Consider the following 23,280-nt stretch of genomic DNA (forward strand, 5'->3'; position numbering starts at 1 on the left):
GCGCGTCGGTATGGCCCCGGGGTATTTTACTTCGGTTATGCGGGCCGAGTTTAGTTGCCTGCGTTCGGCCACCCGCTCGATTCCTCCACGGCGGTCCCGTCCTTGTCACCGACCCCGCGCGGTTTGGGCGGCACCACGACGACGACGCCCGTCTCGGCGCTGAACGAAACCCGGTCGGCCGTACCCAGCCGTTCGGCCGCTCCGTCGTCGTCCACGTCGAGCGTGACGTTGCCCCCGTCGCGGGCGTAGGTGGTCCGCGCGCCGGGGTTGCCCGGCGACCCGTGGCTCGCGGAGACGGCGAATCTGGCATACTCGCCCTTTACCGTCACCCACCAGATGTTCGTCGTCGCGTACCATGGCGCGACTGGCGGCGCCAGCGGGAGACCCGCCGGGAGTTTGTCCGTCCCGAGTCGCTTCTTTGCGACCCGTTGGGCCTTCTGTCTGCCGGCGTCGGCCAGCGCGCTGCTCAGTTCGTCCTTTGCGACGGTCCGCACTGCGGAGGCGGTCCCGTTCGTTGACCCGAGCGTCGGTTTGGTCGCCGGCGTATCGACGCCAAGCAGCAGCAGGCGAAGCCGGTCGCGTTCCACCCGCGTGAGAGTCAGTCGGTCACCGGCGACGCGGGCGACCCGATCTTGGGCGGAGCCGTTGGTCAGCGCCAGCGCCCTGGCTTCCGGTGTTTCCCACGCCGACATCGCCTCGCTCACGATAGCCCTGCTCTCTCGCTTTCCGGCGTCGGTCTGTTCATCGACCGTCAGCCAGAGTTGTGTCATCATCTCCCCGTTTGCCACCCGCACCTCCTGCCGGAGGTCCTCCTGTTTGGCGGCGAGCGTGGCGTTCGACTCGTTTTCGAGGGTCTGGTTCGCGGCCGCGAGCGTGTTCGCCGCCGTTGCGAGGCGCACTCTATCACTGGATTCGAACGCACCGCCAACGACAGCGTCGGCGGCGTCGCCGTAAGGGATCGTGAACACGTTCGTGTTCCGCGCCACCAGCGGGTGCTCGCTCCCCTCCAGCGCGCGATATCGGCGCTCGTCCAGTTCGGCGAGCGTCAGGTACGGCGTCCGGGCGTCGACCCGCGTTCTGACGGGGCCGGCGGGGCCGACCGGGACCGGACGGGGCCGCGGAACGGGCGTTTCGCGGGCCGTTAACCCTTTTCGGAGAGCGCGAAGCGACCCGTCGGTACGCTCCGTTAGCTGCGTGTCGACGCGCTTTCGGTTACTGTCCCGCGCCGAGGCCTGTCTGTCCAAATCCGTCAATACCGCGTCCAGATAGGTCAGCCGGGCCGCAGCGCGTGCCTTCCGGGCCGTGCTGTCGTAGGTGTCCGGCACGTCCGCGAGGTCGGCTCGTCGCTGTCTCAGTCGCTCTCGGAGTTCCTTCGGTGGATTCGTCTCGAAGGTCCCGACGCTCCCTCGCTCGACGGAGACGGTCGTGTTTCGGACCGATTCCCGCAGGACCATCAGGTCCCGGTACACCCAGTCGTACAGTCCCGGCGGCCGGTCTGCCGTCACCGTCGCCTCCGTCCGGTCCAGACTGTCGTCGACGACTTGCTCGGCGAGCCGGTCCCGACCACCGGCGTCGCCGACGAGCGTCTCCATCGCTTTCGGCTCCACGTCAGCGAGGTTCGGCCCGTTGAGCGGGCTCGCACTCGCATCGTGGGCGGTCCGAATCGAGCGGTTCGGTGCCGGCGAACGGCCGTGGTGGCGGCCGACGACGGCGACGGATACGCGATAGCGCGCAGTGCTCGATGTGGTGGTGTACCGACGGTCAGCGCTGTCCTGCCAGACGCCGGTCCGCGTGTACCGACGCTCGACGGTCCGGCTGAACGTCTCGACCGTGTGCCAGCCGTCCGGCGTTCCGATACGGCCGCTTGCGTTTCCGACCGTTGCCACCGACGAGGTCGTCCGGTCGTCGACTAACGTCCAGTTCGAGCCCGGCGACGGCGGCTTACCCGGCGGGCCACCGGCCAGTCTGTGACTGTCGGTTTTCAGCGCGACCTCGACGGTGTAGGCGTCTTCGAGTGTCTCGTTAAGCGTCGATGGGACAGTGACAGTCCGGAACGCGCTCTCGGCCGTCTCGTTGACGCCGACAGTCATCGAATCCGCTGGACCTGGACCCGGTCGATTCGTGGTCCTCGGACGCGGCGGCGTCTCGCTGACCGGTTTGTACTCCGCTCGGTCGAGCACGTCGCTGGAGACAGCGGTGCCCCTGCTTCCCCGAACGATGTCTTCGATGCCGGTCACCGCTGTTGCCTCGGTCAGCGCGCGCCGTCCGGCGGGGTCGCTCCGCCCGAAGGTCGAGCGCTGGACGCCCAGCAGCGCGCCGTTCGCCGCCAGCGAGACGTGCCGGTTCGCAACGACGTTCTCGATGCCTGCGCCGCCGTATTGTGCGTATCCTCTCGCCCACGCCATCGGGTAGAGCCGCGCCGTCAGCCGCTGGCTCAGGCCCGGCTTGTCCAGGCTGTTGTTCAGCCGCGTCTGGTAGGTCGATACCTGGTCGTGGAGCATGAGCGCCTGCGTCGGAACGACGACGGTCGGCGAGACGTACCGCGTCGAAACGACCGCACCGTTCCGTCGAACCGTGAGCACGATATTCTCGACTGTCGCCCGCATCGCGGTCTCGTTCGGTCCGGCGCGTTCGACCGAGACGCGGTGTTTCGCCGCTCGAAGGTCGCTCACGTTCGCCACCCCCGGTAGACTCGCCGTCACAGTCACGTCACCGCTTCGGCCGTTGACCTCCTCCAACCGATTCGAGACCTGGTGATAGACACGGATTCGGAGCGCGTCCCGGAACGCCGTCGAGTCGTTCAGAACCCGGCCGGTGGGTGTCTCAGCCGGCGTGACGACCGGGTTCGCCGCCGCCTGCTGGCCGGCCGCCGAGACGCCGTCCCGCACGGCGACCTGTGTCTCCGCCGTCGCCTGGTTCAGCGCCCGCTCGACGGCCGTCCGGTTCGGTGCTGGCTCGGTGACAAACGTCGGAGCCAGCGTAAGACTGCTCACCAGCAGGAGGACGCCGAGGAGCGCGAAGGGAACCCGGCCGCGGGTGTCGTCTCTCACGGCGACCACGTCCTGACGGTCACGCGGACCCGACTCGCCTGGACGGTACTGGCGGCGTCCGCTGGTGAGTCGTACCGCGACCGCATGTCGGTTCGAAGCCGTGCGGCGAGCGCCGCGGTCAGTTCGCGGTTCATCTCGGCTGTCGACTGACGTTCGACAGCCACGGTGGTCCCCGTCAGGTCGCCCATGCGCTCGTATCGCGTGCTCATCAGCACGTCTGAGGGGTAGTCGCCCCGGAGCGCGTACCGCGACTGCGCCGGTGGGAACAGGCCGTCGACGACGCTCCGGGCCACCACTGTCGCCACGCCGTCGTAGCCGTTTGTCCTCGCCGCTTCCTGGGCCGGCTCCGAGACGTTCTCCATCCCGCTGGGGACCGTCACCGTCGCGGCTCGGACATCGACAGTAGCAGGCGGCCGGTCACCGACGCGATACTCGCTTTTGACCGGCGCACCTGGATACGGTGACCAGGCGACGCGGATAGACGTTCTGTGCCCTGGGTTGTGGAGCCTGTCACGCGTTGTCGCCCCCACTTTCGCCTCGAAGTCCGTTCCGGTTCGTGACAGCCGCTCGCCGTCGACGGTGACGCCGCTCATCGCTGCCTCGCCGAGCAGTTCCGCGACGGTTCCGTGACTCGTCCGCTGGCGAAGCGTGGCAGTGTCGGGCGGCTTGCGGTGTTCGGACGCTGGAACGATCAGCTCGTACTCAACGCTCGCCGTGCTCGTCGCCAGCGTTGACGCCTGTGTCGCCGCGGGGTTCGTGGTCGCCGGTTGGTCGACGGCGACGCCGCTTGTGACGGCCCCCGCGGCTGCACCGACGAGTAGGAGGAACACTGTCACGTCGGCGACGGCGCTCATCGCCCGGGTCATCGCCACACCCGCACAGTGAGCGTTCCGCGATGGACCGACCCCGGTCTGACCCGCACACTCACGGTTCTGGTCTCGGTGTCGGCGCTGTTCGGGGGCTCTCGGCCGGTACTCCACCGCTCGCCGGTCGTCGTCGCGACGGTTGCGTTCCCGTGGTAGTTCGCCGGCATCGTGTCGAGCCCCATACTGAGCCGTTCCGGCTGAACGATGCCCGCCGAGGTTACCTGTTGTTCCACGGTGTCAGCGGTCGGCGTGGCGATGTTGCGGTCGTCGTCCAGTGTCCGGAATGCGTCGTCCAGCACGCCAGCGTACAGCGACATGCCGAGCGTGACGGCGAAGACGGCCACGAGCGCGGCCAGCGGTTCCGTCGTCGCCCTAGCCGACGATGGTGACATCGGTCCCTCCCCAGGCAACGTGCCTGACCGTCAGTCGGTCCGGAGCGGGTCGCCAGTCAGCATCTGTATTCCGCGCCGCACGGACATCTCGGCGGAACGCATCCGGTGAGTCATACACGACAGCGGGGCGCTTCCGATCAAGTACTGTCCGTAGCTGGTCGGTCCGTGCCGGGACAACTGCTCGAATCAGCCGCGCGGTAGCTGTCCCGCCGTCGTTCCGAAGGCGTATCTCTCGGCTGGTGAGCAGCCATTTATCGGCGATCAGCCCTCGGTGTGTAACGGACCCGGCCGGGCTGGTAGTGATTTCGTCGATGGTCGCCGCTGCTCCCGTCGCGTCCGGCGGTGCGGTCGTCGGCAGGCCGACGAGGATACCCAGAACGGCGACGCTCACCGTCCCCAGGCCGACCCAGAGATACAGCGTGTCGACGTGCGTCTCGAACATGGGCGGCCCTGGCCGCGTGTTCCCATTTAAACACTCAGACCAGCAGCCCGGTGGCGACGACGGCAACGAGGAACGTAGCTGTTGCCGAGAGGAGCGCGAGCCCGGCACGGTAGCCGACGAGGGCACGGTCGAGGCTCCGGTGCAGGCCCGTTGACAGCACCGTCAACAAGACGGCGAGCACGAGCACGTACCAGCCGACGACCGTCCCCAGGAGAGCGCTGGGAATCGTTTCGAACTGCTCGCCGCCGCCCATCGATCCGGCCAGCGCGACGGTCGCGCCGCCGACCAGCGGGCCGAACAGCGCGGCTGTGTTCGACAGCGTCTCGGTTATCTGCGAGAGGTCTCGACGCGTCTCTCGCTCGATGGCCCGAAGTGCGTCCAGGTGCTCGCCCATCGTCGTCACGGACTCTCCTGCTGGTGGTCCGATGGTCGCAGCTGTATCCAGCAAGGTCACAACCCGCCGGGTCCGATGGCTCGGAATGTCAGAGAGCGCGCCGCCGGGACCCAGGAACGCCCCCTCGACGCTGGTGCCGAGTTGCTCCTGTCGAGCGACGGCGGCCTCGATGACGCCGCTGGTTGGTTCGGGCGCTTCGTCGACGGCCTCGACGAGCGCGGCTTCCACCGACTGCCCGCGGTCCAGCCGGCGACCGACGGCCGACAGCGCGTCCGGGAGGCCCGCTTCGACAGTGGTGACGTGATCGCGGACCTCGGAGACCGGCCGGTAGTGGACGACGAGCGCGCTCCCAACGCCGGCTCCGAGTGTGCCGATGGGTGCCGCCCATTCAGCGACGAGAGCGGCGGCGAGAAACCAGCCAGCGGCCCCTGCTGCAATGGTGGTTACAATCGACGGAAGCGCCGTGTCCGGCACGTCCGGATGGCTCCGCGGGACCGTCGTTGACGGGAACGCGACCGGTCGTCGACCCAGCAGCCAGCAGCAGGCGACCAGCAGTCCGGCAGGCAAGACGACGCCGTAGGTCCCGACCAACACAGGCGCGGTCACCGGGACGCCCGCGGCGGCAGCGGCGGGCAGCAGCGACGCCATCGCCAGCGGCAGGAGAACACCAAAGGCGTACAGCCCGGTCGCCGGCCCGCGGAGCGAGGCCGCAAAGGCCGCCATTTCGTCGCGCGTCCCGTCGAGAATACAGCGTCGCGCTCGTTCGAGTACTTCAGGTCGCTCCTCGGCCGGAGCGGCCGTCGCGCTCTCGACCAGTCCGACGGCGCGTTCGAGCGCCGGGAAGCGGTCGCTCCAGGCCGCTGCGAACGATCCCAATCCACTCTGGGGCGTGCCCGCGGCCCGCCGACGGTGCCGGTCGAGCCGCGTCGCAAGCAAGCCGTCTCCGGCCCGGCCGGCGAACGCGGCCGCCCGCTCGGCGCTTGGCCACAGCGTCGCCCCGAGGACCAGCGTCGTGACGAGCGAAGGTGCGGCCCCCAGCGTTCGGATACGCTTTGCCTCTGCGGCGAAGGGGACGCCGTACCGTCCCAGCGCCGCGATTCCTAGGGACACGACGAGGAGTCCGAGAACTGCAATTGTCGTCAGTGCGCCACTCGCCAGCAACACGGCGACTGTCGCGAGTAGGGAGCCACACAGCGCGAGGCCGTAACTCGCTGTCAGTACCGTCTCCGGTGAAACCGGAAGCGAGAGCAGTCGGCACGCCCGGCGGTAGTCGTCGGGCACCTCGACAGTGCCCGGATAGGCTGTTGCGAGCGCAGATACGAGAGGACGAACTGCTGCTGAGCCAATACTATCACTGGAGTCGTCTGCACCGCTCGCGTGACTCACGATCGCCCCTCATCTGTCGCGTTCTCACGCGCCTGGTTCTCGGCAGCTACGGAACCGCCGAACCGCTCGGTTCGCGCCTCGATAGCACCGAGTACTTCGGCATAGGACTCGCCCGGCGTGGCGAGTGACTCCACCAGACGGCTGTTCCCGCGCCTGAGGCGGCCGGTGGCAGTCGCTGTCGGCCCGTCGCGTTCGTAGAGAGATTCGAAGGTGACACCGTCACCGCGGGGGACGATCTCCGCGACAGAGGCGATGCCGCGGCCCTGCTCCGATGCGGGCGGTGCCAGCGTCACGACGAGGTCTGTCGCGGCAAACGACTGGACCGGAACGCCGAGGTCCGACACCAGCCGGTCCCGAATCGCCTCGGGACCGTTGCCGTGAATCGTCCCGAGGACGGCCCCGTCACCGCCGCCGACGCGCATCGCCTCGTAGAGGACGCTGGCCTCCTCACCGCGGACCTCACCGACGGCGAGTGCACCCTCTCCGAGCCGGAGTGCGGTCCGTAGCGCTTCTGTGGCGTCGACCGACGGTCCCTCTCCGCGGGCGGTCCGAAGCGCTTGCACGTCCCGACCGTCGGCCTGCAGCGATGACGCCGGAAGTTCGGGCGTGTCCTCGATGAGGATAGTTCGAACATCGCGCGGAATCTCCCGGAGCAGCGCGCCCAGTGTCGTCGTCTTGCCTGCGCCCCGGGGGCCGGCAATGAGGCAGGCCCCACCGCGCTCCGCGACGACGGATAGCAAGCTGGCGACGGGGGCTGGCATCGTCTCGTTGTCGACGAAGTCGGCCAGCCGCCACACGTCGCTGTCGTGGGCACGGAAGGCGAAGGCGAGGCCGTCGCTGACCGGTTTGCTCACGCCGGCGACGCGTATCTGCCGGTCGGCGACCGTCGCTGTCGCATCGAGCGTCGGGTTGGCTCGCGAGAAGGCGCGCCCGCTCGACCGTCTGAACGTCGACGCCATCGTCTTCGCGCCCGACGGCGTCATGCGGACGTTGGTCCGCATGGTCTCACCGTCGCAACGCACCCGGAGCCGCGTGTCGCTGATGGGGGCCGTCGCGAACACGTCGGACACCCGGTCGTCGGCGAAGATGTCCTCAAGGATACCGAGGCCACCGGTGTGTTTCTCCAGTACGGCACCGACGGCAGTCGCCGTTGTGCCGTCATCGCTCACTTCTCCGGCCGCGTTATAGGGATCGCAGCCGCCGTCGACGGCAGCGGTTGCGACCCGCTCGTACGCCCGCATGAGCGTTTCCATTGTTGCCGCGTCGAATCGCTGTTCGTAGGGTTCGATGTGGTACATCGGCAGCTGGTCGCCGGGCGTGTCGTATCGCCGAACGATAGCGTCCGTTGGGAGTGTTCGCTGGTCCCGAAGCACTGCGTCCGCTGGTGGCGCCACTCCGACACGGGCGTCACTTATCGTCGGCCCGGTGTAGGCGGCGAGGGCCTGTTCGCTGGTGTCGAAGCCGTCGGTTGCGACCGTCAGCCCGGTCTCCGCTGCAAGGTCCGCGACTGGACCCGCCCGCCCGGCTGCCTCCGTCGCTGCGGCGACCGGGTCGCGTCGGGCACGGTCTGCGAGTCGGTCGTCCAGCGACGCGACTCTAGTTGCGAACCGGCCGGCCGCGGTGAGCACCGCCACTGCCCGGTCGACATACACCCGCTCCTGTCCCGCCTGTTCCGTGACGACGGTATCGGCACCGGTCGATGCGAGCGAACCGACGACTGTTGTCCGGCAGTCAACCGACTCGGCGAGGTCGCCACCGCCGGGGCAGTCGTCAGCCGTCACCACCAGCCGTCCCCCCTCGACTGTTGTCTCACAGCGACAGGCAGACGCCGCCGACCCGAAGAGCCACTCACGCATGGCCGCCCCTGGCAGCGGCTTCGGACTTAAACCGATGGACAGTTAGTATCCGCTGGCTATCCGACCGCGTCAATACGAAGACGAGCCGATGGACGCCGGATTCTTCGAGACGGTCGGTCGAGGCTGTCGTTCGAATCGGCGTCTCGACCAATCGCTCGGTCCGCTTTCGGGATCCGACCTGCCAGGTCGCGACGCCGACGCCGGCCCGCGTCTCGAACTGCAGGTAGTCGACGCCGGCGTTCGTGTAGGTCCGGGCCGGCAATCGTATCTCTACTGCTCGCCGCGCATCGCCGTCTGCCGTGGCGACATCAGTCTCGACCAGCGTCGCCAGATCGGCCGCCAGCTCACTCTGTTGACGCTCCATCACACTGCTTGCCGCGTCCGCCCGGGCCGTCGACAATGCCGGAGCCGTCGCGCCGAGGAGTGCGGTCATGACTGCGACGGCGATGACCAGCCGGTATATCACAGCAGCGCGCGGATGCGTCCGAACATTCCTGAGTCCGTCGACTCGCTCTCTTCAGGGTCGCCGCCGTCGGTGATAGCGGAGAAATCGGTCCGTGACTCGGCTGCGAGGCCGGTCGTGGTCGTCGTTTCTGTCTGGGCAGCGCTATTCGACGAGCCTGGACGCCCCTGTGCCATCTCCGTCTGTAACTGCTCGGCCCGCGTCGTCGATGGATCGGACGCCGACTTTGACGCCAGCTCCTCGTCGAGTCGGGTCTCCAGACGGTCTGTCGCGGCCAGCGCCGCGTCGGCGCGCTGCTCGACATCTTCGTTTACCGAGCGGATGTTCCCCACGTACCCACGGAGGGCTTGCGTGGCCGCTTCGAGTTCCGTCGTCCGCTCGTCGATGTTCTCGACGCGCTGCTCGATGGCTGTCACGCGCTCGTCCAACGCCGCGAGTTCGGTCACCTCCGGGAACTCCGTCGTTCCGTCCGTGACTGCGCGTTCGACCGTCCGGAGCCGTTCGGCCAGCGTCTCGATATCCGTCATGCCCGGCCCTGGCCCCGTGTTGGTACTTGAACACTCGGACGGTGGTCGAGTGAGACGTACTGGTCTTTGCCCGCAAGTGTTACCCAGCCTCACACACCCATGCCGAGGATGAATAGCGCGAGGACAACGGAGATGAGCAGGGTCGCCAGAATCAGCAGCGCGACGATTGTGACCGACGAGAGCGCTCGGCCGTCGGAGCGAAGTTTGGTCGGTGACATTGTGATGAGTATCGCGTGGGTGGTTCTCGCCGAGCGGTATCGACACTCGGGCGGTAATTCTACCAAATCAGTCAGATTACTAAACTGTGTTCTTCTTCAACGAGTTCGGGTAGCGGGGCTGGCTCGAACGGGCCATTGATTGATCCGGAGCAAGCGAGCGTTTATATCGGATGCCGGGGCCACGTCGGCCCATGGCCGATAGCGACCAGGTGAAGGCGGCACTCACGGCGCTCGCTGACGGTGAGGGCGACAGCGACGACGAGGGTAGAGCTACCCAACTGGCCGACCGGGACAACAGCGGCGCGGACCAGGGGGCGACCGACGAGCTGGACACCGATGCCGACTACCGGACAGTCATCGAACAGGCGACGGCGGCGACCGACGACCTTGACGCGGCGGTCGCCTTTGTCGAGACGTTTGGCGTCGAGCGACTCGAAGCGGCTGTCGAACAGGCTGAACACGAAGTGAGCGGACTCGCCGACGAGGGGCGGGCGGCGTTGCGAACGTTCCGGCGGTATCGGGACGCCGCGGCGGCTGACGATGAGGTATAATCACCGATCCGACCGTGCTGCTGTCGACCACTTTCGCTCCGGTCACGATACCTCTTTAGGTGGCGCTGGCTTACCGGTGGGCAAATGACACGGGTGATACACACCGGCGATACCCACGTCGGGTATCAGCAGTACAACGTCCCCGACCGTCGGGACGACTTCCTCGACGCGTTCCGGCAGGTGATCCGGGACGCCATCGCGGACGACGCCGACGCCGTCGTTCACGCCGGTGACCTGTTCCACGACCGCCGCCCGGCCCTGGCCGACATCATGGGCACACTGACCGTTCTCGAAGAACTCTCTGAAGCCGACATTCCCTTCCTTGCTGTCGTGGGCAATCACGAGGCCAAACGCGACGCCCAGTGGCTCGACCTGTACGAGTCCCTCGGCCTGGCGACCCGGCTCAACGATGAGCCGACGGTCATCGGCGACACGGCGTTTTACGGCCTCGATTTCGTCCCGCGCTCACAGCGCGAGGGCCTCGACTACGACTTCGCCCCGCACGACGCCGACAGCGCCGCGCTGGTCACTCACGGCCTGTTCCAGCCCTTCGACTACGGCGACTGGGACGCCGAAGAAATTCTGACCGAATCATCCGTCGAGTTCGACGCGATGTTACTGGGCGACAACCACGACCCCGGCAAACAGCAGGTCGAGGACGCCTGGATCACCTACTGCGGGTCGACCGAGCGCGCGAGTGCGAGCGAACGCGAGGACCGCGGTTACAACATCGTCACCTTCGACGACGAGGTCCGGATCACCCGACGGGGCCTCGACACCCGTGAGTTCGTCTTTGTCGACGTGGAACTCGGGCCTGCGGAGGGCGTCGAACGCGTCCGGAGCCGAGTCGGCCAGCACGATCTGGAAGACGCTGTCGTCATCGTTTCCATCAGTGGCGACGGCGACCCGGTCACGCCGGCCAGCGTCGAATCGTTCGCACTCGACCGGGGCGCACTCGTGGCTCGCGTCACCGACCACCGGGAAATCACGCCCGAGGAGCAAGAAACGGAGATCAGCTTCGCCGACCCCGATGACGCCGTGAACGAGCGCGTCCGCGACCTCGGATTGAGCGAGGCCGCCCACGACATCGACGAGACGATCCGTGCCTCGAAGGTTGCCGATGCGAACGTCAAAGACGAGGTTGAACGGCACGTCAGAGAGCTGCTGTCCGAGGATGTGGATGCGCTCGCGGACGAGGCTGATGCGTCTGCGGCCGACGAAGCAGACGGCACAGATGTGCCCGCAAGCACAGCCGAGGACGACACCGACGACGGAGCAGCGGTGAACGAAGCCGACGGCTCAGACGACGACGGCCAGGCGAGCGTTGAGGAGTTCCTGTAATGGAGGCAAAACGATGAAATTCGAACGCGTCAAGCTATCCAATTTCAAGTGCTACGACGATGCTGACCTGCGACTGGACAGCGGTGTGACCGTCATCCACGGGCTCAACGGGAGCGGGAAGTCCTCCCTGCTGGAGGCCTGCTTCTTCGCGCTGTATGGCTCGAAGGCCCTGGACGAAAATCTCGGCGACGTGGTCACCATCGGGGCCGACGACTGCACCGTCGAACTGTGGTTCTCCCACGCCGGCGGCGACTACCACCTCACGCGACGGGTCCGCGCGACCGGGGCGCAACCGACGACGGCGAAGTGCGTGCTGGAGACGCCCGAGGGGAACTACGAAGGGGCGCGCGACGTGCGCCGACGGATCACGGAACTCCTGCGGATGGACAGCGAGGCGTTCGTCAACTGCGCCTACGTCCGCCAGGGCGAGGTGAACAAACTCATCAACGCCTCGCCGAGCGACCGCCAGGACATGCTTGATGACCTCTTGCAACTGGGGAAACTGGAGGCGTACCGCGAGCGGGCCAGCGACGCCCGCGTCGGCGTCGGTCGCGTGCGCGATGATAAACAGGGCGCACTCTCGCAGCTCGACGAGCAGATTCAGGAGAAAGAGGACAAGGACCTCCACGAGCGGTTGAACAGCCTCGAAACGAAGGAGTCCAATCTGCAGGACGAAATCGATCACATTGAGGACCAGAAGGCCACCGCCGAGGAGACGCTCACGCAGGCCGAGTCCGTCCTCGAAGAGTACGAGGAGAAACGCGAGGAACTGTCGGCGCTGGAAGACGACATCGAGGAACTGGAGACGACGATTACCGAGACGGAGACGGAACGAACCGAGCTCAAAGAACAGATTAGCGACCTGCAGGACCGGCGGGAATCGCTACAGGAGGTGCTCTCGGAGACGGTGGCCGAAACTGACCTCGACAGTGCAGAGCCGGACCCGAACACCGTCGATGCGCGACTCGACGAACTCCAGTCCCGCGACGACGAACTCCAGAGTCGAATCGAGGACCAGCGCGTGGACGCGAAAGAACACAGCAGCACCGCCGACGCGCTGGCCGAGAGCGCCGCCGACCTCGAATCACGGGCCGGGGACAAGCGCGAGGAGGCCGACGAACTCGAAGCCGATCTCGAATCTGCGCGGGAGACCATCGCCGAGCGCCGGGAGCAGATCAGCGACATCGACGATCAGATCGGCGATCTCGAAGCCGGATTCGAGGACGCACCGACCGACCGCGACGGAGCGGCCGCGTACAAGGAATCCGTCGCTAGCGACCTCGACGACGCCCGGCAGCGAGTGACCGAACTGGAGACGAAACTGGAGAGCGAGCGCGAGACGCTCGCGGAGGCCGAGGCGCTGCTGGAGGCCGGCAAGTGCCCCGAGTGCGGCCAGGACGTGAGCGAGTCCCCACACGTCGACTCTATCCAAGAGGACCGCGAGCGGATTTCGGAACTGGAGGAGACGCTCGCGGACGCCCGCGAGGACGTTTCGGAACTGGAATCGAACCACGAAACGGCGACGGAACTGGTCGAGACAGCGGACGAGCTATCGACGCTCGAAAACAACCGCTCGAACATCGTCCAACTGGTCGAGGAGAAGGCGGACGGACTGGACGCGGACCAGGAGCGCATCGAGACGCTCCGCGAGGAAGCGGCGGAACACGAAACGGAGGCCGAGACGAAACGCGAGAAGGCCGCCGAAGCCCGTGAACAAGCCGAGAACTGCCGCTCGGTCGTCGCCGAGTGTAATCAGGAACGCCAGCAGGTCAAGCAGTCGATTGAGCGCTTGGAGCGGGTCGAGGACCTACTTGCGGAGATAGACGACTGCGACGACGACATCGAGCGGCTGCGAGAGAAGCGCACGCAACAGGCCGAACTGAACGACCAGCGCCGCGACCAACTCGCGGAGAAGCGCGAGCGCAAGCAGGACCTCGCGGAGTCCTTCGACGAGGAACGAATCGAGGAAGCTCGAAGCGAGAAGCAACGGGCGAAAAAGTACATCGAACAGGCCGAGGAGACGCTGGCGGAGAAACGCGAAACGCGTGACGAACTCCAGAACGCCATCGGCGGCGTCACGAACGAAATCGAGGAGCTGGAGTCGCTGCGAGAACGTCGTGAAGACCTCGAAGCGACCCTCGAAAAGCTGGACACGCTGTACGACGAGACCGAGGAGCTACAGGAGATGTACGGCACGCTCCGGGCAGAGCTACGCCAGCGCAACGTCGAGACGTTGGAGCGAATGCTCAACCAGACGTTCGACCTGGTGTACCAGAACGACTCCTATTCCCACATCGAACTTGACGGGCAGTACCAGCTCACGGTGTACCAGAAGGACGGCGAACCGCTGGAGCCCGAACAGCTTTCCGGCGGCGAGCGAGCGCTGTTTAATCTCAGCCTCCGGTGTGCCATCTACCGCCTGCTCGCAGAGGGCATCGAAGGGGCCGCGCCGATGCCGCCGCTCATCCTCGACGAGCCGACGGTGTTCCTCGATTCGGGTCACGTCACGCAACTGCTCGACCTCGTGGAGTACATGCGCGACGAGGTCGGCGTCGAGCAGATTCTCGTGGTCAGCCACGACGAGGAACTGGTCGGTGCAGCCGATGACCTCGTCCGCGTGGAAAAGGACGCCACGACCAACCGCTCTCGGGTCGAACAGGTCGAGGCGACGGTCGCAGAACTGGCCTGACCTCAGTCACAATACTAACTTGCGCTCAGTCGCGGAGGTGGGCCAAGCCGTCGCTGGCGGTCTCTGTCGTGTCGTAGCCCCGCCGGCCGTGGACTTTCGCTTCGGTGAGCAGGCCGGCAGCGCGGAACTCGCCCAGCAGCCCGTGGAGGTCGCTCTCACAGAGGTCGTACGCAGACAGGAGTTCCTGTACCGAGAGCGGCCCGCGGTCGTCGAGTTCGACGAGCAGGCCCAGCGCCCGGTCGTCGTGGGCCGCGGTGAGGACGCGACGGGCAGCCTCGGGAACGGCATCGGCGGCTGTAGCAAGCGGTGATTCTCCATCGACAGACTCGAGGTCGGCGTTCGGGACGTGGCGCTGTTCGCCGGTTTCGGGGTTCCGGACCAGACTCGACTCAGTGGACTCCTTCAGCAGTAAGTAACGCGTCCCGTCGTCGTCCCGCACAGTACGCATGGCCGTTCGTAGCGGACCGGTCCGGTTAGCCGTTGTGGTCGCCCGACTCCGCATCGTCGGTCTGGGTATCCGTTCTATCGACGGTTTCGCCCCCGTCGTCGTCCGACTTGCGCTCCCGCTCGAACTTGACGTACCGAAACGTTCCGTAGCCGAACGCGATGAGACCGACGAGGAAGATTCGGATGCCGAGATCGACCTGCCCCTCGAAGTAGGCCAGCATCGGCCCGAGCGAGAGCGCCAGCAGCGCGACGTTGAACACGATGACGAGCCGGACGAACAGCCCCGTGGCATCGCCGCTGTAATCGCTGTCTGACGGCGACGGAACGTCCGGGCCGAGGCTCTCCGGGTCGAACTCCTCGGGTTCGTACTCGCTCTTTTCGGAGAGAACCCCCGGACTCTGGTTGGGGTCGTCCTCGCCGGGGATATCCATCACACTAGCTACGACGAGTGGAGGGTAAAAGTACTTCCTGTCAGGCGATCTCCTGTAAGGTGAGTGCTGTGTCGGTCTGCATCCACGCGAGGGGGTTCTCGGCATCATAGAATACTGTCCCCTCCTCGGTCTCGTACGTCTCGGTCGTCTGGATGGCATCCGGGAGCGCCGGCTCCGACCGCAGTTCTTCGGACCTATCCGCCTCGCCGTCGGGGGATGCGTGGTGCGACATTGGCCGTCAAACTTGGGTATGGTACTCGATAGCATATACTTTCTGCCTGTGGCAATACCCCGCGGACCGTCGGTGTTTTTATGCGGCATCTCGAAGCATGGCCAAGAATGAGTGACGGGACCCAGGGCACGCTGGGGGACTTCGAGCAAGGCGCGGAGGAGGACCGCCCGGTCGCCGACGAAGCGGCAGCCATCGCGGGCAACGGCGGCAGCGACGGCGGGACGAGCGTTGTCGACCTCGACGAGCGCCAGTTCCCGCCGGTCGAGGAAACCGTCGAGTTCGTCGTCACGCAGGTCGACTACACCATCGAGGGGCAGGGCGACGACGAGTTCCCGGTGGTCCACGTCTTCGGCCGCACCGACGACAACAAACCGATGCACGCGCGGGTCTTCGATTTCAAACCCTACTTCTACGCGCCGACCGACAGCGTCACCGACGACGAACTCCGCCAGTACGACAGTATCACCGACTGGGAGGAGGCCGACGAGGACGGCGAGCCCTACGAGTCGATCCGGGGAGAGCGCCTGACGAAGATATTCGGCCAGACGCCCCGCGACGTGGGCCAGATCCGTGACGACTTCGACCACTACGAGGCGGACATCCTCTTCCCGAACCGCCTGCTCATCGACAAGGACATCACGAGCGGCATTCGCGTCCCCGCCCGCAAACTCGACGACGACAGCCTGAAAGTCCACCACGAGGAGATAGCGCCGGTCGAGGCCCACGCCGACCCGCGGGTCAACACCTTCGACATCGAGGTCGACGACCGCCACGGCTTCCCCGAGGACGGCGAGGAGCCGATCATCTGTCTCACCTCCCACGACTCATACCGCGACGAGTACGTCGTCTGGCTGTACGAGTCCCCCGACGGCATTGACGGCCCCGAGGCGCTGGCCGGCTACGACCCAATCCGGGAGGACTTCGAGGCCGACGTGCGCGTCTTCGACAAGGAGGAGGCCATGCTGGAGGCCTTTGTCGACTACATCGTCGACACCGACCCGGACGTACTGACGGGCTGGAACTTCGACGACTTCGACGCGCCGTACTTCCTCGACCGCCTGGAGAAACTCCAGAGCTACACCCACGACTACGACCTTCAAATCGACCGCCTCTCGCGGGTCGACGAAGTCTGGCGCTCGGGCTGGGGCGGCCCGGACATCAAGGGCCGGGTCGTCTTCGACCTCCTCTATGCCTACAAGCGCACGCAGTTCACCGAACTCGAATCCTATCGACTCGACGCCGTCGGCGAACAGGAACTCGGCGTCGGCAAGGAACGGTACACCGGCGACATCGGCGACCTCTGGGAACAGGACCCCGAACAGTTACTGGAGTACAATCTCCGGGACGTGGAGTTGTGTGTCGAACTCGACCGCGAACAGGACATCATCGACTTCTGGGACGAGGTCCGCACCTTCGTCGGCTGCAAACTCGAAGACGCGACGACCCCCGGCGACGCCGTCGACATGTACGTCCTCCACAAACTTCACGGCGAGTTCGCGCTCCCCTCGAAGGGCCAACAGGAGAGCGAGGACTACGAGGGCGGCGCGGTGTTCGACCCCATCACGGGCGTCCGCGAGAACGTCACCGTACTGGACCTGAAATCGCTCTATCCGATGTGCATGGTGACGACCAACGCCAGCCCGGAGACGAAAGTCGACCCGGATACCTACGACGGCGACACCTACCGCGCGCCCAACGGCACCCACTTCCGGAAGGAACCGGACGGCGTCATCCGGGAGATGGTCGACGAACTCCTGTCAGAACGCGAAGAAAAGAAGGCCCAGCGAAACAGTTTCGACCCCGATAACCCGGAGTACGAGCGCTTTGACCGGCAGCAGGCAGCTGTCAAAGTAATTATGAACTGCTTTACGCCGGATACGGACGTGCTGACGCCGTCCGGTGTTCAGAACATCCGTGATCTCGACATCGGCGACGAGGTGTACTCGCTGGACCCCGAGACGATGGAGATGGAGATCAAGCCCGTTATCGAGACGCAGTCATATCCGGACTATCGCGGCGAACTCGTCGACATCGAGACGAGCAAGACGGACTTCCGGGTGACGCCGAACCACCGGATGCTCGTCCGGAAAAACGAGACGAACGGCATCACCGAAAACGAGTATCGCTTCGTCGAAGCCGGCGACCTCGACGACGCCACGAACTACGAACTCCCCCATGACTGGGACGGGCCGGACGGTGATCCGCTGGAGACGGTGGACCTGACCGAGTTCGTCGACGATTACGAGCTGTGGGTCCGGCCGTCGGTCCACGGCCACACGTTCGCCGCCGAAATCGGGCATTACCCGGATACGGTTCTGAAAAACGACATCGGCGAGGAAGGGTACGTCTTTGATCCCGAGGAATTCGAAGCCAACCGCGAGTATATCGAGTCGGTCGCCGAACGGACGTATATCCACGCCGAATCGGGTCGGAAGTGGATCCCGCGAACCTTCGACGGCGACGACTTCCTCGAACTGCTCGCGTGGTACATCACAGAAGGGAACGTCTACACGTCCGAGACGAAACAGTTCGGAGAGAAGACCCGGGGAGCATCGACCACGGTCAAAATCGCTCAGGAGGCCATCGCCGATGGCGGCGAGTCCGACCACGCAGCCATCGGTGACCTGCTCGACCGTCTGGGATTCGATTACTACGTCGACGACCGGAGTTACCAGTTCACGTCGGCGCTGCTGGGCGACCTGCTCCGGGACATCTGTGGCGGGGACAGTTTTGAGAAGCGAATTCCCGAGTTTGTCTTCGACCTGAGCCAGCAACAGAAGCGGCGGTTCCTCGACACACTCATTGCCGGTGATGGTGACCGACAAAAGAACTCCTGGCGGTACACCACCTCCAGTGCCCAACTCCGCGACGACGTGCTCCGACTCTGTGCGCACCTCGGACTGACTGCGAACTACAACCGTGACAGCGGTTCCTGGCGAATCTACGTCACGGAAGACAGCAAGAACACGCTTCGCATGCACCGCAGCGGGGCACGGAGCATGGCCGACGACGGCGTCTACTGTGTCACCGTCGCGGATAATCACACGCTCATGGCCGGCCGAAACGGAAAATTCCAGTTCGTCGGCCAGTCGTTATACGGCGTCCTTGGGTGGGACCGCTTCCGCCTCTACGACAAGGAGATGGGAGCCGCCGTTACCGCCACCGGCCGCGAGGTCATCGACTACACGGACGAGGTCGTCGCCGACGAGGGGTACGAGGTCGTTTACGGAGATACAGACTCTGTTATGCTGCAGTTGGGCGATATAACAGCTGCGGATGTCGAAACCGATGTCGAAGTCACGGACGAAATCCGGGAGAAGCACCCCACGATGGACGAGGCGGAACTCGAAACCCTCGCAGCGACCATTCAGAAAGGGTTCGAACTGGAGGAAACCATCAACGCGTCCTACGACGAATTCGCGATGGAGCGGCTCAACGCCCAGTTCCACCGGTTCGAAATCGAGTTCGAGAAGCTCTACCGGCGGTTCTTCCAGGCGGGCAAGAAGAAACGCTACGCGGGCAACATCGTCTGGAAAGAGGGCAAGCACGTCGACGACATCGACATCACGGGCTTCGAGTACCAGCGCTCGGACATCGCGCCCATCACCAAGCGGGTCCAGAAGGAAGTCATCGACCGCATCGTTCGCGGAGAGGACGCCGAATCGATCAAGCAGTACGTCAGCGACGTTATCGAGGACTATCAGGACGGCAACGTTGACTACGACGACGTGGGTATCCCCGGCGGCATCGGGAAGAAACTCGACAACTACGACACCGATACCGCGCAGGTGCGGGGCGCGAAGTACGCCAACCTCTTGCTGGGGACGAACTTCCAGAGCGGCTCGAAACCCAAGCGCCTGTATCTCGACCGGGTCCACTCCGATTTCTTCCAGCGCATTGAGGACGAGGAGGGACTGGACCCACAGCGGGACCCACTGTACGGGGAATTCCGTCGGGACCCCGACGTGATCTGCTTCGAGTACGCCGACCAGATCCCCGAGGAGTTCGAGATCGACTGGGACAAGATGCTGGATAAGACGCTGAAAGGCCCGATTGCCCGCATTCTGGAGGCGATGGACATCTCCTGGGAGGAGGTCAAATCCGGCCAGGAGCAGACCGGTCTGGGCAACTTCATGTAACCCACAGACGGCAGTTGTTTTTCGCTGAAAGAAATATTATTTCTATATACAGAATTAGAGTTCGCTTCGATGCGAAAGGTTCATGGGTGAAACGGACCTTCTTTCGGTTGACCTAAGAGATACCTATGGCGAAACTCGAAATCAACAATCTCCACGCAGCAGTCGCAGAAGAGGACGGTGAGACGATTCTCCGCGGTGTCGACCTCGAAGTCGAGTCCGGTGAGATCCACGCGCTGATGGGTCCCAACGGCTCGGGGAAGTCGACGACGGCGAAGATCATCGCCGGCCACCCCGCCTACGAAGTAACCGACGGGGAAGTACTCATCCACCTTGAAGAAGATGAGTTCGGCGACGAGCCGATCCCTGAAGACCTCCGCACCTGGGATCTGCTCGACCTCGAACCGAACGAGCGCGCCGCGCTCGGCATCTTCCTCGGCTTCCAGTACCCGGCCGAGATCGAGGGCGTCACGATGGTGAACTTCCTTCGAACCGCGCTCAACGCCAAGCTCGAAGAGCGCGAAGAGCTATTCGAGGACGACGACGAGGAAGAAGTCGAAGCCGAGGGCGGCGACACCAACGAGGACGCCGCCGGCTACGACACCTCCCCGATGGAGGGCAACGTCGAAGAGGGCGAGATCGGCGTCGCCGAGTTCCAGGAGATCCTCCAGGAGAAGATGGAGCAACTGGACATGGACGAGAAGTTCGCCTCCCGGTATCTCAACGCTGGCTTCTCGGGCGGCGAGAAGAAGCAAAACGAAGTCCTTCAGGCCGCGATCCTCGAGCCCTCGATCGCCGTGCTCGACGAGATCGACTCCGGGCTGGACATCGACCGCCTGCAGGACGTTTCTAACGGTATCAACGCGCTCCGTGACGAGCAGGGCGCGGGCATCCTCCAGATCACGCACTACCAGCGCATCCTCGACTACGTCGAACCCGACCACGTCCACGTGATGCTCGACGGCCAGATCGCCACCTCCGGTGGCGCTGAACTCGCCGAAAAGCTCGAAGACGAGGGCTACGACTGGGTCCGAGAGGAAGCCTACGAGGCCGCGTAACGCCCTTCCGTACACAGCGATAACATTACATACACTATGAGTTCAGATCAAGACCACCTCAAAGAGACCGACACGGAGAAGCGCTTCGAGTTCAAGAAGGAGGAGAAGTCCGCCTTCGAAGCCGAGAAGGGCCTGACGGAGGAGACCATTCGGGTCATCTCCGAAGACAAGGACGAGCCCGAATGGATGCTCGAACGGCGTCTTCGCGCCCTCGAACAGTACCAGGAAATGCCGATGCCGACCGGTTGGCCAGGCGCACCCGACCTCTCGGAGGTCGACGTTGACGAGATCGTTCCGTACATCCGCCCCGACATCGAGACGCGTGGCGGTGTCGACGACTGGAACGACCTCCCCGAGGAGATTCAGGACACCTTCGACAAACTGGGCATCCCGGAAGCCGAGAAGAACGCCCTCTCGGGCGTCGGTGCGCAGTACGAGTCCGAGATCGTCTACCAGAACATGCAGGAGCGCTGGGAGGATAAGGGTGTCATCTTCTGTGACATGGACAAGGCCGTCCAGGAACACGAAGACATCCTCAAAGAGTACTTCATGACCAAGGCCGTGCCGCCGAGCGACAACAAGTTCGCGGCGCTACACGGTGCCATCTGGTCCGGCGGGTCGTTCGTCTACGTCCCCGAGGACACCACGGTCGACATGCCGGTGCAGGCGTACTTCCGCATGAACTCCGACGGCATGGGCCAGTTCGAGCACACGCTCATCATCGCCGAGGAGAACTCCGAGGTCCACTACATCGAGGGCTGTTCCGCCCCGAAGTACTCCGAGTTCAACCTCCATTCGGGCGGCGTCGAAGTGTTCGTCAAGGAGAACGCCCACGTTCAGTACTCGACCGTCCAGAACTGGTCGAAGAACACGTACAACCTCAACACCAAGCGCGCCATCTGCGAGGCCGACGGCACGATGGAGTGGGTTTCCGGTAGCATGGGCTCGAAGGCCACGATGCTGTACCCCTCCACCGTTCTCAAAGGCCCTGGCGCGACGGACAACCACATCACCATCGCCTTCGCCGGCGAGGGTCAGGACATCGATACGGGCGCGAAGGTGTACCACAACGCCCCTGAGACGAAGTCCACTATCGAATCCAAGTCCATCAGCAAGGACGGCGGCCGCACGAACTACCGCGGTCTCGTCCACATCGCTGACGGTGCCGAGGACTCCTCGACCTCCGTCGAGTGTGACGCCTTGATGTTCGACAACGAGTCCACGTCGGACACGATGCCGTACATGGAGATCAAGGAGTCGAAAGTCGACGTGGCCCACGAGGCGACCGTCGGCAAGATCGGCGACGAGGATGTCTTCTACCTCCAGTCCCGCGGACTGGACGACGACGACGCAAAGCAGATGATCGTCGCCGGCTTCATCGAGCCGATCACGGAGGAACTGCCGATTGAGTACGCCGTTGAGCTGAACCGCCTCATTGAGCTGGAGATGGAGGGGTCGCTCGGATAACCATGAGCACGCAGGTACACGCCACACTGTCAGAGAGTCAGGTGGAACAGATTTCAGAGGACCTCGGCGAGCCCGAGTGGCTGCTGGAGACACGCAAGGACGCCCTTGCCGCACTCGACGAGCTCGACATGCCGGATGTCATCCGGACGCCGGGTCGCACCTGGACGAACCTCGACGCGCTCGAATACGAGTCGCTGGTCGACCCGCTCGACTACGCACAGGACAAGGACCGCGTCGACGCCGAGGGCGTCGAGGTGCTGTCCTGGAGCGAGGCCCTCGACGAGCACGCGGACCTCGTCAAGGAGCACTTCGGCAGCGTCGTCGACCCGCAGCGGGACTACCTCACCGCGCTGTCGACAGCTCTGTTCTCGGCCGGCACGGTCGTCTACGTCCCCGAGGGCGTCGACGCCGAGGACGTGAAGATCCGGACGACGATGAACAGCCAGTCGCTGTTCAACTACACGCTCGTCCTCGCCGAGGAGTCCTCCTCGGTCACGATTCTGGAGCGCCAGCAGACGGGCGAGACGGTCGATGACGACCAGTACTACTCCGGTATCGTGGAGGTCGTCGCCGAGGAGAACGCCTACGTCCAGTACGGCGCGCTCCAGAACCTCTCGGAGGAGACCTACAACTTCCAGACCAAGCGCGGCCACGCCGACACCTACGCCACGGTCAACTGGATCGACGGCAACATCGGCTCCCGGCTGACCAAGTCCAACGTCGAGACCCGACTGCTGGGTGACTCCTCGGAATCCCAGATCCTGGGTGCGTTCTTCGGCCACGAGGACCAGCACTTCGACATCGCGTCGCGTGTCTGGCACGAGGCCGAACACACCATCGCCGACCTCGTCACCCGCGGCGTCCTCGATGACCAGGCCCGTTCGGTGTACGAGGGCGTTCAGGATGTCGGTCGCGAGGCCTGGGACACGTCGTCGTATCAGCGTGAGAACACGCTCATGCTCTCGGACGACTCCGAGGCCGACGCGTCGCCGAAGCTCATCATCAACAACCACGACACCGAGGCCTCCCACTCCGCGACGGTCGGGCAGGTCGATGCGGAAGACATGTTCTACATGACCTCCCGCGGTGTCGACCCGGAGAGCGCGAAGAACATGCTCGTCGAAGGGTTCTACGTCCCCGTGCTCGAAGAGGTCGAAGTGGACGAGCTCCGCGAGGACCTCGACCAGCTGATCTACGAGCGATTGCGTGAATAGCCCGTAGGGCAATGAACGACGGCTCGCGGGAGCCGTTTCGATAGTAGTTTTCTGCGGACGCAGCTATTCACGGAGATCGACGGGCTGTGTTCAGCCCGTCGCCACTGGGAGGCCAGTACT

General features: G+C 64.9%; 19 protein-coding genes. 7 read left to right on the forward strand and 12 right to left on the reverse strand.

What is annotated here, in order from left to right; all coding sequences use genetic code 11:
* Window positions 1-50 precede the first annotated feature (50 nt).
* From NDI54_RS04875 to NDI54_RS04915, 9 genes are all read right to left on the reverse strand, one after another.
* The gene (locus tag NDI54_RS04875; protein WP_310895351.1) at window positions 51-3,059 is read right to left on the reverse strand and encodes a DUF7286 family protein; all 3,009 of its coding nucleotides are present in this window, start codon (window positions 3,057-3,059) and stop codon (window positions 51-53) included.
* Window positions 3,047-3,916: a DUF7284 family protein gene (locus tag NDI54_RS04880; RefSeq protein WP_310895352.1), complete on the reverse strand. Its 870-nt coding sequence runs from the start codon at window positions 3,914-3,916 to the stop codon at window positions 3,047-3,049. The genes NDI54_RS04875 and NDI54_RS04880 overlap by 13 nt, the downstream gene beginning before the upstream one ends.
* A complete protein-coding gene (locus NDI54_RS04885; RefSeq protein WP_310895353.1) occupies window positions 3,913-4,308 on the reverse strand; it encodes a DUF7285 family protein in 396 nt (131 codons plus the stop codon). Before NDI54_RS04885 ends, NDI54_RS04880 begins: the two co-directional genes overlap by 4 nt.
* The gene (locus NDI54_RS04890; RefSeq protein ID WP_310895354.1) at window positions 4,289-4,750 is read right to left on the reverse strand and encodes a DUF7283 family protein; all 462 of its coding nucleotides are present in this window, start codon (window positions 4,748-4,750) and stop codon (window positions 4,289-4,291) included. The genes NDI54_RS04885 and NDI54_RS04890 overlap by 20 nt, the downstream gene beginning before the upstream one ends.
* A gap of 34 nt (window positions 4,751-4,784) precedes the next feature.
* Window positions 4,785-6,530: a type II secretion system F family protein gene (locus NDI54_RS04895; RefSeq protein WP_310895355.1), complete on the reverse strand. Its 1,746-nt coding sequence runs from the start codon at window positions 6,528-6,530 to the stop codon at window positions 4,785-4,787.
* Window positions 6,527-8,386, reverse strand: a complete 1,860-nt coding sequence (locus tag NDI54_RS04900; RefSeq protein WP_310895356.1) for an ATPase, T2SS/T4P/T4SS family — start codon at window positions 8,384-8,386, stop codon at window positions 6,527-6,529. Before NDI54_RS04900 ends, NDI54_RS04895 begins: the two co-directional genes overlap by 4 nt.
* On the reverse strand, window positions 8,379-8,852 hold the full coding sequence (locus NDI54_RS04905) for a DUF7311 family protein (protein WP_310895357.1): 474 nt from the start codon (window positions 8,850-8,852) through the stop codon (window positions 8,379-8,381). The genes NDI54_RS04900 and NDI54_RS04905 overlap by 8 nt, the downstream gene beginning before the upstream one ends.
* Window positions 8,849-9,376: a DUF7310 family coiled-coil domain-containing protein gene (locus NDI54_RS04910; protein ID WP_310895358.1), complete on the reverse strand. Its 528-nt coding sequence runs from the start codon at window positions 9,374-9,376 to the stop codon at window positions 8,849-8,851. The genes NDI54_RS04905 and NDI54_RS04910 overlap by 4 nt, the downstream gene beginning before the upstream one ends.
* 89 nt (window positions 9,377-9,465) lie before the next feature.
* Window positions 9,466-9,594 carry a hypothetical protein gene (locus tag NDI54_RS04915; protein ID WP_310895359.1) on the reverse strand — a complete coding sequence of 43 codons (129 nt, stop codon included), beginning with the start codon at window positions 9,592-9,594 and terminating at the stop codon, window positions 9,466-9,468.
* Window positions 9,595-9,785: 191 nt separating this feature from the next.
* On the opposite strand from NDI54_RS04915, the gene NDI54_RS04920 reads away from it, so the two are divergent.
* The 3 genes from NDI54_RS04920 to rad50 all read left to right on the forward strand — a co-directional run bounded on the left by NDI54_RS04920 (window position 9,786) and on the right by rad50 (window position 14,175).
* Window positions 9,786-10,145, forward strand: a complete 360-nt coding sequence (locus tag NDI54_RS04920; protein ID WP_310895360.1) for a hypothetical protein — start codon at window positions 9,786-9,788, stop codon at window positions 10,143-10,145.
* Between the two features lie 84 nt (window positions 10,146-10,229).
* Window positions 10,230-11,486, forward strand: a complete 1,257-nt coding sequence (mre11, locus tag NDI54_RS04925; RefSeq protein ID WP_310895361.1) for a DNA double-strand break repair protein Mre11 — start codon at window positions 10,230-10,232, stop codon at window positions 11,484-11,486.
* A gap of 13 nt (window positions 11,487-11,499) precedes the next feature.
* On the forward strand, window positions 11,500-14,175 hold the full coding sequence (gene rad50, locus NDI54_RS04930; protein WP_310895362.1) for a DNA double-strand break repair ATPase Rad50: 2,676 nt from the start codon (window positions 11,500-11,502) through the stop codon (window positions 14,173-14,175).
* 25 nt (window positions 14,176-14,200) lie between these two features.
* Here rad50 and NDI54_RS04935 read toward each other — a convergent pair whose 3' ends face one another.
* The 3 genes from NDI54_RS04935 to NDI54_RS04945 are packed head-to-tail and all read right to left on the reverse strand — an operon-like array spanning window position 14,201 to window position 15,285.
* Window positions 14,201-14,623 carry a DUF7346 family protein gene (locus NDI54_RS04935; RefSeq protein ID WP_310895363.1) on the reverse strand — a complete coding sequence of 141 codons (423 nt, stop codon included), beginning with the start codon at window positions 14,621-14,623 and terminating at the stop codon, window positions 14,201-14,203.
* A 25-nt stretch (window positions 14,624-14,648) separates the two neighbouring features.
* Window positions 14,649-15,053, reverse strand: a complete 405-nt coding sequence (locus NDI54_RS04940) for a DUF7322 domain-containing protein (RefSeq protein ID WP_310895364.1) — start codon at window positions 15,051-15,053, stop codon at window positions 14,649-14,651.
* Window positions 15,054-15,093: 40 nt separating this feature from the next.
* Window positions 15,094-15,285: a DUF7331 family protein gene (locus NDI54_RS04945; RefSeq protein ID WP_310895365.1), complete on the reverse strand. Its 192-nt coding sequence runs from the start codon at window positions 15,283-15,285 to the stop codon at window positions 15,094-15,096.
* 107 nt (window positions 15,286-15,392) lie between these two features.
* Here NDI54_RS04945 and NDI54_RS04950 point away from each other — a divergent pair, with 107 nt between their 5' ends.
* From NDI54_RS04950 to sufD, 4 genes are all read left to right on the forward strand, one after another.
* The gene (locus tag NDI54_RS04950) at window positions 15,393-19,424 is read left to right on the forward strand and encodes a DNA polymerase domain-containing protein (protein ID WP_310895366.1); all 4,032 of its coding nucleotides are present in this window, start codon (window positions 15,393-15,395) and stop codon (window positions 19,422-19,424) included.
* Between the two features lie 125 nt (window positions 19,425-19,549).
* Window positions 19,550-20,479 (forward strand): ABC transporter ATP-binding protein, encoded by a 930-nt coding sequence (locus NDI54_RS04955; RefSeq protein ID WP_310895367.1) that lies wholly within the window; start codon window positions 19,550-19,552, stop codon window positions 20,477-20,479.
* Between the two features lie 36 nt (window positions 20,480-20,515).
* Window positions 20,516-21,946, forward strand: coding sequence for a Fe-S cluster assembly protein SufB (gene sufB / locus NDI54_RS04960; RefSeq protein ID WP_310895368.1), 1,431 nt, complete (start codon window positions 20,516-20,518; stop codon window positions 21,944-21,946).
* A gap of 2 nt (window positions 21,947-21,948) precedes the next feature.
* Entirely contained in the window at window positions 21,949-23,160 is a 1,212-nt protein-coding gene (gene sufD, locus NDI54_RS04965; RefSeq protein ID WP_310895369.1) for a Fe-S cluster assembly protein SufD, read from the forward strand.
* Window positions 23,161-23,280: the final 120 nt, after the last annotated feature.

Origin of the sequence: Haloarcula terrestris, from assembly GCF_031624315.1 — an archaeon.
Lineage (GTDB): Archaea > Halobacteriota > Halobacteria > Halobacteriales > Haloarculaceae > Haloarcula > Haloarcula terrestris.

Bases quoted from the DNA above. Each gene is read 5' to 3' on its own strand.
- NDI54_RS04880 (WP_310895352.1), bottom strand. From the start codon at position 3,916: ATGACCCGGGCGATGAGCGCCGTCGCCGACGTGACAGTGTTCCTCCTA.
- NDI54_RS04885 (WP_310895353.1), bottom strand. From the start codon at position 4,308: ATGTCACCATCGTCGGCTAGGGCGACGACGGAACCGCTGGCCGCGCTC.
- NDI54_RS04890 (WP_310895354.1), bottom strand. From the start codon at position 4,750: ATGTTCGAGACGCACGTCGACACGCTGTATCTCTGGGTCGGCCTGGGG.
- NDI54_RS04900 (WP_310895356.1), bottom strand. From the start codon at position 8,386: ATGCGTGAGTGGCTCTTCGGGTCGGCGGCGTCTGCCTGTCGCTGTGAG.
- NDI54_RS04910 (WP_310895358.1), bottom strand. From the start codon at position 9,376: ATGACGGATATCGAGACGCTGGCCGAACGGCTCCGGACGGTCGAACGC.
- NDI54_RS04915 (WP_310895359.1), bottom strand. From the start codon at position 9,594: ATGTCACCGACCAAACTTCGCTCCGACGGCCGAGCGCTCTCGTCGGTC.
- NDI54_RS04920 (WP_310895360.1), top strand. From the start codon at position 9,786: ATGGCCGATAGCGACCAGGTGAAGGCGGCACTCACGGCGCTCGCTGAC.
- mre11 (WP_310895361.1), top strand. From the start codon at position 10,230: ATGACACGGGTGATACACACCGGCGATACCCACGTCGGGTATCAGCAG.
- rad50 (WP_310895362.1), top strand. From the start codon at position 11,500: ATGAAATTCGAACGCGTCAAGCTATCCAATTTCAAGTGCTACGACGAT.
- NDI54_RS04935 (WP_310895363.1), bottom strand. From the start codon at position 14,623: ATGCGTACTGTGCGGGACGACGACGGGACGCGTTACTTACTGCTGAAG.
- NDI54_RS04940 (WP_310895364.1), bottom strand. From the start codon at position 15,053: ATGGATATCCCCGGCGAGGACGACCCCAACCAGAGTCCGGGGGTTCTC.
- NDI54_RS04945 (WP_310895365.1), bottom strand. From the start codon at position 15,285: ATGTCGCACCACGCATCCCCCGACGGCGAGGCGGATAGGTCCGAAGAA.
- NDI54_RS04950 (WP_310895366.1), top strand. From the start codon at position 15,393: ATGAGTGACGGGACCCAGGGCACGCTGGGGGACTTCGAGCAAGGCGCG.
- NDI54_RS04955 (WP_310895367.1), top strand. From the start codon at position 19,550: ATGGCGAAACTCGAAATCAACAATCTCCACGCAGCAGTCGCAGAAGAG.
- sufB (WP_310895368.1), top strand. From the start codon at position 20,516: ATGAGTTCAGATCAAGACCACCTCAAAGAGACCGACACGGAGAAGCGC.
- sufD (WP_310895369.1), top strand. From the start codon at position 21,949: ATGAGCACGCAGGTACACGCCACACTGTCAGAGAGTCAGGTGGAACAG.